An 11683-nucleotide genomic window follows, 5' to 3' on the forward strand; every position below is an offset into this window, starting at 1 on the left:
ATGACGGCGCTCGGGTATGAAAGGAGGCAGGAATGGGCACGGATCTGCAACCAACTCAGTGGCAGTTGGACCGATCACAGCTGGCAGCGCTGGACGCGGCGCGAGCCGCCGCCCGTCTCGCTTTGCTTGGCTCGCCCGGGACGGGTAAGACTACGGTGCTCGAGGCACTGGTACGCCGCGAACTGGCCGCCAACTCTGATGCGATGATCGCACTGGTCACACAGGATCGGCGGGCGGCGTTCGACGTGCGTAATCGCCTGTCATTGGCTCTCGGCGGCCTTCCGGGCAATGTTCGCGTTGCAACGCTGTCGTCGTTCGCTTTTCACATCGTTCAAGCCTACGCACAGGCCGTTGGTAGGCGCAGCCCGGAGCTTATCTCTGGGCCGGACGAGGATTCACTTATTGCGGCGGTGTTAGAGGATCCGACCATCCGCTTCCCGTCCTTCGTCACGCCGGAGGTGCGCACCCTGCCGGGTTTTCGTGCCCAGATACGCGACCTGATCACCCGCGCGGCAGAGTTGGGCTACTCTGCTGCGGAACTGGAGGAGTTGGGGCGGCAGCGCAACGAGCCGATATGGGTGTCAGGAGCTGCTGTCATGCGCAGCTATGAGCTTCTCACAGAGGCTAGAGACGCTTTTGCGGGGGATGCCTCCGCCCCCGACAGGCTTGACCACGTCCATTTGCTCGGGGCGGCAGCGGCGATGCTGAGCACTTGGGATGATATGGCGTCCTCCCCAAGCGGGCAGAAGGTCGTCCGTCCAAGATGGGACTGGGTGTTGATTGATGACGCGCAGAATGCGCCACGATCACTTTTGGCATTGCTGAGTCAACTGGCGGCCGATGGTGCAGGAGTCATTGTGGCGGGCGATCCGGACGGCGCTGTGCAGGGTTTTCGTGGCGGTGTTGCATCGCTACCCGGTGATCTCACTGCCCCGGCTCCGCTGGGCATGGGTCTACAGCCGCTCTATTTGACGCAACGCCACCGGGGTGGCAACGCTTTGGCGGGGATAGCTGACGAACTCGTGTCATGTATCCGAGTAGGTGGTGGGCAAATTGCACAGCGCAGGGCACAAGCAGGGCACGATCCAGACCGTGTTGAAGGGCGTAGTTTCGTTCATGCGGAGGAAGAGGCTGCGGCGATCGCGCGCCATATGCGAGAACTACACGTGCTCGAGGGCATTCCCTATGGCACGATGGCCGTTGTTACGCGGTCACGTACGATGCACAGCACTCTTCGCAATAGCCTGATACGGCGCGGGGTGCCGGTGGAACAGGTCGGCTCTGATCGTCCGTTGCGCGAGCAGCCGGCTGTGTCAACTCTGCTGGAGACGGTCAGACTTGCCCTAGGCATGCCTGTACATATTGAGCACGTACTCACCTCGCTCATCGTCGGCATCGATCCGCTCGAACTACGCCGCATGCAACGAGTACTACGCGGATATGCGCTTGCTGCAGATACGCCGGTGCGTGTGCCGGACCTGTTACAGGTCGTGGTGGAAGGGCCCGAGCGCCTCAGTGCACTCGCACCGCGTGGTGTTGAACCCCTGATGCGAGCCGCGCGGCTGTTGCAGCGAATACGGCAGGTCGCGCAGACATCGCACCGTCAGGCGGAAGAGGTGCTCTGGGTGGCATGGGATGGAAGTGGACGTGCCGATGCGTGGCAGCAGCAGTCCTTACGCGCAGGTGTGGAAGGAGACGCAGCTGACGCCTATCTTGACAGCGTCATCCAGCTTTTTCATTTGGCGCAGCGAATGGCAGATCGGGATCCACATGTCACCATTGAAGCGTTGCTGTCGGAACTGGAAGTACAGAACCTTCCTGAGGATTCCATTGCGCGAATGGGAGCGGGTATTGATGCGGTAGCACTGACCACTCCGGCCGGGTGCCAAGGCCGCGAGTGGGACCACGTCGTCGTCGCCGGTCTGAATGAGGGAGTCTGGCCAAATCTGCGCCTGCGTGACGGATACACGCGTACCGGTCGGTTGACGCAAATCGCAACCGGTCGCGAGGTCGGCGGGGGCAGTGAGTACCGTCGGGAGGCGGTGGAGGATGTTCTCGACGACGAACTCCGTCTGCTGCACCACAGCATCACCAGGGCGCGTAGGTCACTCCTTATCACCTGCACGCATTCAGCTGATTCGCAGCCATCCAGGTTCTTTTCCGCCATGGGATTCGGCTCGAACGGGCCAGAACTGCGTTCACCGGAGCCTCTCCAACCCGATTTTGATTTGACCTCACTGGTGGGCGAATTACGGCAGGCTCTGGATACCCGGGCGGGCGTACAGGCGCAGGAACTTTTGACGCGTTTACAGCAGGAGGGAGTCACAGCTGCGGATCCTGCGCGTTGGCTGGACGAACTCCAACCAACGGTGCGGAAAGGAGTCCGTCATGCCGCCCATGTGTCGCCGTCGCGTGTTGAACGTCTGCTTGACTGCCCCCTGCAAGCGTTCTTCAGCAATATTGGAGGGGAGGACGGCGATGGAACAAGCGCAGCGCAACTCGGCACGCTGATTCATTCGATCGCGGAAGACTATCCGCATGGAAGTGAAGCTGAGCTGTTGGCGGTGTTGGAGAACAGATGGCGGCAGGTGCTGCCGGATCCGCACTCCGGGCAGCTTGCGCACCGGGACTACAGACAGGCGCAGGAAATGATTCGTGCGCTCGCCGCCTACATGGCTGAGCACCCCGAAGACGTGGTCACCGAACAGCATCTGTCAGTGGCCGTCGCCGACAATGCGCATCTGTCCGCCACACTTGATCGACTCTCCGGCAGCGATGACGGTGTGCTTATTGCCGACCTCAAGACGGGAAAGAACGTGCCGGGTAAGGCAGCAGCTGCTGATAACGTACAGCTTCAGCTGTACCAGTGGGCGTTTGAACGTCTCACGGCAGATGGCGCGGTGAACGATCCGGGTAAGGTGAACCGACCTGGCGAGACGAAAGAACGTGGCGAGGCGAACCCACCGGGACGGCTTGCGGAAAACTTCCAATACGGTGTGCGTAGTGTGGGTGCACAGCTCGTCTACCTTCGAGCGCGGTTGAAGAGCGGTATGCCAACCATACGGGAGCAGCAGCCCCTGGATAGTCAGACCAGGCAACGAGCGGCTGATCGCATTCGGGTAGCTGTGGATCTGTTAGCGGCTGACCAGCTTCCGGCTCATCCGTCGAGTCTGTGCCGTACCTGCCCGTTCACCGCAGCATGCCCGGTGCTACCAGAAGGGCGAATGTTCTCATGACTTACGAGAAGATCATGCGTATGATCCACCCGGATCGGAACGCGCAGCCTACCGCGGAACAACGGCTGGTGATCGAAGCCGAGGATCCGGCGCTGTTGGTTGTAGCCGGAGCTGGGTCGGGAAAGACGGCTACGATGGCCGATCGCATCGCTTATCAGGTGGCCATCGGACGTGCAGATCCTGGAGAAGTGCTCGGCCTGACCTTCACCCGTAAAGCCGCCGGTGAGCTGGCACAACGTGTGGAGAGCACACTCGGCCGCCTGAATCGGGTAGTACAACAACGCGAATCCTTGACAAGGCCATTGATCACCACATACAACTCATTTGCGGTAGATATCGCCTCCAGTTATGGGCTGTTAATCGGCGTCGATCCGGCGGCGCGTCTGATTACGGACGGTGAACGATGGCAGCTCATGTCGCAGATCATCGACGAGTGGCCGAGCGGCGCAAATGACTTCGGTGACCTCGAGCGCTCAAGCCTCGTGGAATCGGCATTGGTGCTGGAGGCCGCGATTCTTGACAATCAACTCACCACCGATGGGGTACGTGAGTTTCTCGACGCCGAGATGACAGCCATTGACGTTTTGGCACAGGAGAAGCAACGGTTCGGCAAAGATCAAAGTGCGGACTCGAAGGCGTGGAGTGAACTCAAAGGGAAAGCGCCCGCATCGCTACGACTGCGCCGGGAACTACTGGATGTGGTTGAGGCATATTTCCAGCGAAAACGGGACGAGGGCTTGGTTGAGTTTGCCGATCAGGTTGCCTCAGCCTCCGCCGTACTGAATCGTCATCCCGACATTGGACGCGAGGTCGCTAGCCAATACCGGCTGGTGCTGTTGGACGAGTATCAAGATACCTCGGTGAATCAGGCCGCTTTCATTTACTCCGCATTGACTCGCGGCGAAGATACGCAGGCAGGCTCGTGGAGGTCGGTCTGCGCGGTGGGAGATCCGAACCAGGCCATTTACGGGTGGCGCGGTGCCAGTGCGAACGCCCTGGCGGACTTCGCCGCCAGACTGCCACATGTGCGGCGACTATCGCTGTCGGTCTCCTTCCGCTCGGACGATGCCATCCTCGACGCCGCAAATGCCGTTGCTGCGAGTATTACGACCGGCGGCGTCGGAGTGAGGAAGCTTCGTTCACGTCCTCATGCCGGGCCGGGCCGCGTTATTGAGATACGGCCCTGGCTGCGCGAGGAATCCTATCTAGCCATTGGGCTGCGGATCCGTGACGTGATTGCCGAGCTCCGTCGTACTCGGCCCGACCATCGCCCGGAGATTGCCGTGCTCGGGCGAAAACGCATTTACCTTGAGCGCATGGCTCCTGTACTTCAGTCACTGGGCATCCCCTACGAGTTCGTCGGTGGGGAGAGCATGATTCGTCGGCCTGAGATACTGACCCTGCGAGCGGCGCTCGGTGTTGTCGCGAGCCCGGGTCGCAACGACCTCCTGATCCGACTGCTGACGCTCTACGGAATCGGTGCGGACGATCTGCGCGCGCTCGATGGCTGGTCACGCGAGCTTGCGAAGCGACAGGTTCTGGGAACGAAACTCGATCATCGCGAAGAGCGCAGTCTCATCGAGGCCGTCACCTACCCGCCGCAGGGGGAGGAGAGTTCCTTGAGCGAGGCGGCGCGGCAGCGCATAGCGGCGTTGTCCCGGGTCTTGGCGGAGCTTCGCCGTGCTTTACATTCTCCGTTGCCCGATCTTATTGCGCGCGCGGTACGGCTACTTGGGCTAGATGTTGCGGCGGTGGCGCGCCGGAGTGCCGCGCAGCGGGTTCGTACTTCTATTGATTCTTTCATTGCGTTGGGAAGCTCCTACACGGCAGATCATCCCGACTCCTCCGTCGCCGACTTCTTGGCGTGGCTAGATGCGGTGGACCTGCGTGAACACGGTGGCGAAGAGGAGGCAGGGCAAGAAGCTCTTCCTACTGAAGGTGCCGAAGTACATCCCGGCGTCGTACAACTGATGACGATCCACGCGGCAAAGGGGTTGCAGTGGGAGGACCTGGTCGCCGTACCCGAGTTAGTCGACGGGCAATTCTCGGAGATCACAAGGGGTGTCCATGCCTGGCCGCAGTCCAATGCTGTGTTCCCCTATCCTTTGCGCGCAGACTATCGGTATCTTCCCCGATTCCAAGTGACGGGTTGTGCCGATAAGTTCGCGGCAGGGGCGGACTACCGTGCATTCAAGTCGGAACTGTTGCCCGCGCATGAGAGCCAGGAGATGCGTCGTTTGGCATATGTGGCCTTTACACGCCCGCGCGCCGAACTTCTTTTGGCAGGATTCGCGGCAGATACGCCGGAATGGATCGGAGGCCTGAAGAAGCGCGACAAGCAAGACGGGCCAATACCGCTACGTCAGCGATCCTCGTTCTTGAGTGATATCCGTGCGGCAACGGAGGTTCCGCTCGTCCCGATTTCTTCGGTGGCAGGGCAGGACTGGCCCGCCAACCTACTGGTTGAGGCACCCGAAGCCACGGATATTGAGGAGCTTATGGAAGTCTTTGGTGCGGAGATCGTCGTGCCACCGATGTTGGCTCCGGTTCCCACCTTCGAGGATGATCTGTGCTGGCCGAAGAACATATCACGATCATTGGGAGAGCGGCTTCGGACAGAGCCCACGGATGACCGTGTGCAAGCGTGGTACAGACAAGCAGAAATCTTGCTCGCGGAGCAGCGCCAAGCTGGTGCCATGGGAAGGGAACGCCCATACCTCACCGCGACGGACGTGGTGCGGATGCAGCAGGATCCGGAGCAGTTCAGGCGCGAGCAGCGCCGACCCATTCCACGCCAACCGAGTCATGCTGCGCGCACGGGCACCACCTTGCACGCGCGAATAGCCAGCCACTTCTCCGCAGTCGCAACCCTGGATATCGACTTGCCGGAGGAGACGGATGAACCAGCATTGCCGCGCGAAAGAGAGCATGAGTTGCTCCGCGTCTTTGCATCAACTCCGTGGGCTGCGCTCGAGCCACTCGCCGTCGAGCAACCGCTGGAGGTTGTCGTGGCCGGACGCGTCATCCGGTGCACCATCGACGCCGTTTTCGAAACTGGAGGCATACCCGGCCGCGCGAAGGTGACCGTTGTCGACTGGAAAAGTGGACGGCGTCCGGGACCGGAGCAGCTGGCGGCACGCGAACTGCAACTCGCCCTCTACCGCTTGGCGTGGTCGCGCGCCCACGGACTGCCACTGGAGGATGTGGGGGCATGCTTCGTCTATCTTGGCTCCGGTGGCCACACCTTCGAGGCGGGGATGATGTCGGAAGAGGAGATCGCCAAGCGAATTGAAGACTCGCTATTCTCCACCGAATCTTCAGCTTGACTACTTCTTCCTCTGCCCACGCCCCGCTCAGAGAGGATTCCCCGCTCAGGGCGCGTTGTTTGCCTGCGGATCTACGTTCCAGGACGGTCCGATCACCAAGTCGGGATCGGCATTGATTTGCTCCGCGAGATCAAGGAGCATGGTCTCCGCATCTGTGCGCACCGAGTTGTTGGATGTGCGGATGCCGTACATGAGCCAGCGGATCACGGCCAGCTCCGACATGAGCAAGGTTCGGCTATACATGGCGTCGTCGACTCTGACCCCGCGCGTATTCTGATATGACTCGACGATGAGATCGAAGGGCTCATCGCCTAACCCGAGCAGCGGTGCAAGATCCTGTGCCGGGTCACCCACACGGGCCTCACCGAATCCGAGAACGGAGGACACCGTCGTGCCGTTCGACCAGAGGAAATTCTCGGCGGCGACGTCGCCGTGCACGACAACCGGCTCATACTGCCACAGAGCATCATCCTCCAGCGCGTTCTCCCAACGACGGCGAAGAACGGCGGGAATGGAGGATGTCTGTGCCGCATCGTGTAACTCAACGCGCAGCCGCTGGCGCCATTCTTCCACGCTGTACACCGGAAGACCTGCCCGAGCGATGACGTCGGTGGAGAGCGAATGAATGGCGGCAAGTGTGCGCCCGAGTTCACGGGCCTGGGCGTCATTCATGAGTTCGAATTCGTTGCTATGCCCAAAGGGTTCCGGATAGACAATTGCACGTCCGTCGGCTGCACCGTCGGCGAAACCCGCAGGTCGCATGATGTCGAAGGACAGGCGTCCGGCACGCAACTCCTCAAGTAGTATCGGCGCCAGGGAGGCCTCCGCCTCGAGGATTGTCGCGGCCAGTGAGTTTTTCGGGTACTTCACAACCCAGTGCTGCCCGCGTGCATCAAGGACACCACCGGTGACAAAGTCTTCCGATTCAGTAAAGGGCGGACGCGTCCCGACGGCCTCCAGACCGTCGATAGCACTGACGGCCAGTGCGGCGAGGTAAAGCGGCGAAGTGTTCACTCCCTAAACCTACGTGTTCTTGACTCTCCTCCCAAACACCACACACCGAACGCAGGTCGGATGAGGCGGATGACGGCGGTGGATTGTGGTGGCAGTGGCCGGGAATACGCGGAGGGTGAGTAACCGAAGTTATCCACAGGGGTGTGGATACGTTCTGCGTAGGGTGCGACTACTGACTTAGCGTGAGAACGGAAACGGACAGCGGTTGCAGTTGACCTGGGCAGGAGAAAGATGAGTGCCGATGTGAACGCTGGTCTCGAGGGGCAGGTGCGCCGCCTCGTGCGGCAGCGCGGCATTGACCCGCAGCGTGAACCGGATGCGCTCGAGGCTTTGATCAGCGAGGCGATCACGCGCCATGAACACGCCGCTGTGCGTGGCACGGTCGAACCGATCAGCGAGATAGGGACGGCTCGGCGTGCGGTGCGTGACGCGGTTGGCGGATACGGCCCGCTGCAACCGTTCTTCGACGATCCCGACGTGGAAGAGATCTGGATTGATGATCCTGGACGCGTATTTGTAGCTCGTGCCGGCCGCAGTGAGCTCACCAACGTCACGCTGACGGATACGCAAGTCCATGACCTCGTGGAAAGGATGCTGCGGGCCTCCGGGCGTCGGCTCGACCTCTCCAGTCCCTTTGTCGATGCGGCTCTCGAATCCGGTGAGCGCCTTCATGCTGTCATCCCGGATATAACGCGTCGCCACTGGGCCGTCAACATTCGCAAGTACGTTGTGCGTGCGCGCGGGCTGGGCGAACTCGTTGCCGCTGGGACGCTGACGCGGCAGGCGGCGGAATTTCTTTCGGCAGCGGTGGAAGCGGGAATGAATATCCTGGTGTCAGGGGCGACACAGGCCGGCAAGACCACGATGCTGCGGGCCTTGCTGGGTTCGGTTCCGTCTGGCGACCGCATCATCACGGCGGAGGAGGTCTTCGAACTGGCGCTGGAGCACCGCGATGTCGTTGCGATGCAAACCCGTCCGCCGTCAATCGAGGGGCGGGGAGAGGTGACGCTCCGTCGCCTGGTGCGCGAAGCGCTGCGGATGCGCCCCGACCATATTGTGATCGGCGAGGTCCGTTCCTCAGAGGCATTCGATCTACTCGTCGCCTTGAACTCGGGCGTACCCGGTGCCTGCACCATACATGCCAACTCGGCCCGGGAGGCCATTCTCAAGCTTTGCACCTTGCCGCTGCTGGCCGGCGAGAATGTCACTTCGGCCTTCGTCGTGCCAACAGTAGCTTCGACCGTTGATCTCGTCATCCATATGGAGAGGGATGCGGCAGGGCTACGCATCGTGAAAGAAGTTGCGGCAGTCACCGGAAGAATTGAGTCGGGGCGCATCGAGATGGCGAGCCTGTTCGCCTACCGCAACGGTGCTCTTGTTCAGTGCAGCAGTGAATTACCACGGCGGGGGCGCAAGGGTATCAATATGGCAGGTCCGCCGCACGTCCCGAAGGAGAGTGCGTCATGGCGGTAGCAGTCGGGCTACTCCTCGGAACGGGCATTGTCATTGTGGCGTCCGTGCTCGGTGGAGTGGTAGAGCCCTGGCGAAAACCGCATGCGCTGAGGCTGTTGCCCGCACCGCGAACCGTCGCTGTGGCGGTTCTTTGCGGGGTAGCTGTGGGCGGTGCGCTTCTGTTTGGTACTCGGCAGGTTCCCCTGGCAATAAGTGGCGGCATTCTCGGTATCGGCGCACCCCGTAGCATTCAGCAGTCACTGCTGCGCCGTCGACGTCGCCTGATGCGTGAGAGCTGGCCTGAAGCACTGGACGATATTGTGTCAGCTTTGCGAGCAGGTCTGAGCATTGGTGAAGCGGTGGCGGCGCAGGGCACGCGTGGACCGGAGTCGATGCGCCCGTACTTCCTCCGCTTCTCCGCACAACTCGAAGCGACCGGGCGGATGGAAGAGTCCTTGGATGCGTTGAAAGAAGGCTTCGCGGATCCGGTTGCGGACCGCACGGTTGAGGCGATGCGGTTGGCAAGTCAGTTGGGAGGATACGATCTGGCGGTCATGTTCGGTGAACTGTCACAAACGCTACGCGCGGAGAATCGGGCACGCGGGGAACTACTTGCACGTCAGTCATGGACGGTCAACGGGGCCCGTATTGCGGCAGCGGCGCCTTGGATAGTTCTTGCCTTGTTGTGCACCCGGCCGGGTACCGCCCAGGCCTTCTCCAACCCTCTGGGAAGTCTCGTTCTTCTGTGCGGATTGGTGGCGACGGTCGTCGCATACATAGCGATGATGCGAATCGGTCGACTTCCCGAAGAACCGCGCGTATTAAGCGGCGGTGCCGCACAGCTGAAAAGGGGCGGGTGATGGGATTCTGTGTCGGTGCGGGTATCGGGCTGGGGCTGTGGTTGGTGCTGTGTTCGCTCTTGCCCGTCAGGCCACGAGTCGTAGAGCGAGTACTCCCTTATCTCGACGACGGCTGGCGCGGTGAGCACGTAGGGTGGAGACTTCGCCTGGCAACCGATTTCATGCGTGTCGTCGACCGGGTCGGTTCATCCACGTCTTCGGTCCGGCGGCGGGTCAATAGTCTCGGGACGCTCACAGTCGAGCAGTTTCGGCTCCGGCAGCTCAAATGGACCGTTCTGGGACTGGCGTTCGGCCTCTTCGTGGCGCTGGTACTTGTCGCGCGGGGAGTAAGTGTGCCGTTCGGCGTCGTCATGGTATGCGGCGGAGGGATCGGGGGCGCACTTGGTGCCGATTCGTGGCTCAGTCGGCAGGCCCGTGCTCACTGTGCGCGCCTGACTCGGGAGCTGCCCGATGTTGCCGAACTGTTGGCTCTCGCGGTGGGGGCGGGAGAATCGATCCTTGCCGGTCTGGAACGTGTCCAGGGGTTGGGGCATGGCGCGCTGACATGGGAAATAGAACGAACGCTACGCGACGTTCGTGCGGGTACGCCGCTCGTTGAAGCACTGCGGGCAATGTCGCAGCGAAGTGAGAGCCCGAGTATCAGCAGGTTTTCCGATGCGCTTGTGACCTCGATCGAACGCGGCACGTCGCTATCGGTGGTGCTGCGTGCGCAGGCTGCGGATGCACGTGAATATGGACGACTCCAGCTGTTGGAGGAAGGCGGACGCCGAGAAATCGCGATGATGGTACCGGTCGTCTTTCTCATACTTCCGGTCACGGTGCTTTTTGCGCTGTATCCCGCGCTGTGTTCGATCATCTCGCTGGAGTAGTCATGCGCTGGAAGGAGACGTACTGGTGTTGTCGGCCTGCTCCGCAAAGTCTGGATAAGGCGGTGCGGGGCGCATGGCACTGCCCAAGAGGCCGCAGCGTCAGACCCTCCGCCCAAGGTCAGCATTCACCACCCGTGCATGTCGGCGGCCCTTCGCATACGCGATATGCGGGGTTTGGATAACACGTAGAAGCTCAAGATCACGAAAAACTACACGGAAAGGACCAGATTATGGCGAAACGATGCGGTTGCGAAGGCAACAAATGGCCTCGAATTGGACAGTTCCCCTTGCCTCCACGAGCCAATACAGGTGGCGCATGGGGCAAAGATGGCCAAGTGCTCTAGCGTCGCCAACAACCGGAGAACAAGGCGACGTACCGGGCTGGGTGTTGGTCACGTTGATGACTGCTGGCCTCATTATCGCAATCTGGGCCGTTGCCGGTCCTGCGCTGGTGAATCTCTTCAATACGGCTATTGAGAAGGTCGCTGGTCTCTTATGATCGGCCATCATCCGGCCTACTGGCGCTCGCGGGTACACCCACTGTGGTCCCGGAACGCACAAGCGGATGTTCGAGGGCGGGCGGCATGGTCCCCCGCGAATCCACGTTTCCGGTACTCAGAGAACGGGCCTGGCGTGTTGAACTCTCTGCCGGTGCGGTCCCGGGCTTCCTCGGAGAAGGGGAGCGCGGTTGTCGGCTTTACCATGGCAGTGGCGCTGTTGCTGTTCGCCGTGCTTGCCCTCTTTAGTCTGGCGATAACACTGCATGTACGTACCGTCTTGCAGGATGCGGCGGCGGAAGGGCACGCGCCGGCGCGGCGAGTAAAGCAGGTCCTGCGGAAGGCGTAGAGGTTGCAACCAGTCGAGCAGGCGAGTTCGTCACGGGGAATCTGGCAGAGGAATACGCGCGCGACATAGTCGCGTATGTA

Annotated in this window: 8 protein-coding genes; 7 read left to right on the forward strand and 1 reads right to left on the reverse strand. The window is 61.3% G+C overall.

Annotated features, from left to right (window positions below):
• Positions 1–32: 32 nt before the first annotated feature.
• Together DDD63_RS04625 and DDD63_RS04630 are read left to right on the forward strand one after the other, a co-directional pair.
• On the forward strand, positions 33–3236 hold the full coding sequence (locus DDD63_RS04625) for an ATP-dependent DNA helicase (protein WP_108715383.1): 3204 nt from the start codon (positions 33–35) through the stop codon (positions 3234–3236).
• Entirely contained in the window at positions 3233–6562 is a 3330-nt protein-coding gene (locus tag DDD63_RS04630; RefSeq protein WP_164505458.1) for a UvrD-helicase domain-containing protein, read from the forward strand. Before DDD63_RS04625 ends, DDD63_RS04630 begins: the two co-directional genes overlap by 4 nt.
• 45 nt (positions 6563–6607) lie before the next feature.
• Here the strand turns inward: DDD63_RS04630 and DDD63_RS04635 are convergent, their stop codons facing one another.
• Complete coding sequence (locus DDD63_RS04635) at positions 6608–7576, reverse strand: phosphotransferase (RefSeq protein ID WP_108715385.1); 969 nt, start codon at positions 7574–7576, stop codon at positions 6608–6610.
• Between the two features lie 231 nt (positions 7577–7807).
• Between DDD63_RS04635 and DDD63_RS04640 the strand changes: the two genes are divergently transcribed.
• From DDD63_RS04640 to DDD63_RS11980, 5 genes are all read left to right on the forward strand, one after another.
• Positions 7808–9049: an ATPase, T2SS/T4P/T4SS family gene (locus tag DDD63_RS04640; protein WP_108715386.1), complete on the forward strand. Its 1242-nt coding sequence runs from the start codon at positions 7808–7810 to the stop codon at positions 9047–9049.
• Positions 9040–9888, forward strand: a complete 849-nt coding sequence (locus DDD63_RS04645) for a type II secretion system F family protein (RefSeq protein WP_108715387.1) — start codon at positions 9040–9042, stop codon at positions 9886–9888. Before DDD63_RS04640 ends, DDD63_RS04645 begins: the two co-directional genes overlap by 10 nt.
• On the forward strand, positions 9888–10757 hold the full coding sequence (locus tag DDD63_RS04650; RefSeq protein ID WP_108715388.1) for a type II secretion system F family protein: 870 nt from the start codon (positions 9888–9890) through the stop codon (positions 10755–10757). The genes DDD63_RS04645 and DDD63_RS04650 overlap by 1 nt, the downstream gene beginning before the upstream one ends.
• Before the next feature lie 316 nt (positions 10758–11073).
• Positions 11074–11256, forward strand: a complete 183-nt coding sequence (locus tag DDD63_RS04655) for a hypothetical protein (RefSeq protein WP_108715389.1) — start codon at positions 11074–11076, stop codon at positions 11254–11256.
• 152 nt (positions 11257–11408) lie between these two features.
• Positions 11409–11603: a TadE/TadG family type IV pilus assembly protein gene (locus tag DDD63_RS11980; RefSeq protein ID WP_125482438.1), complete on the forward strand. Its 195-nt coding sequence runs from the start codon at positions 11409–11411 to the stop codon at positions 11601–11603.
• Positions 11604–11683: the final 80 nt, after the last annotated feature.

This window comes from Actinobaculum sp. 313 (assembly GCF_003073475.1).
In the GTDB taxonomy this organism is placed as follows: Bacteria; Actinomycetota; Actinomycetes; order Actinomycetales; family Actinomycetaceae; genus Asp313.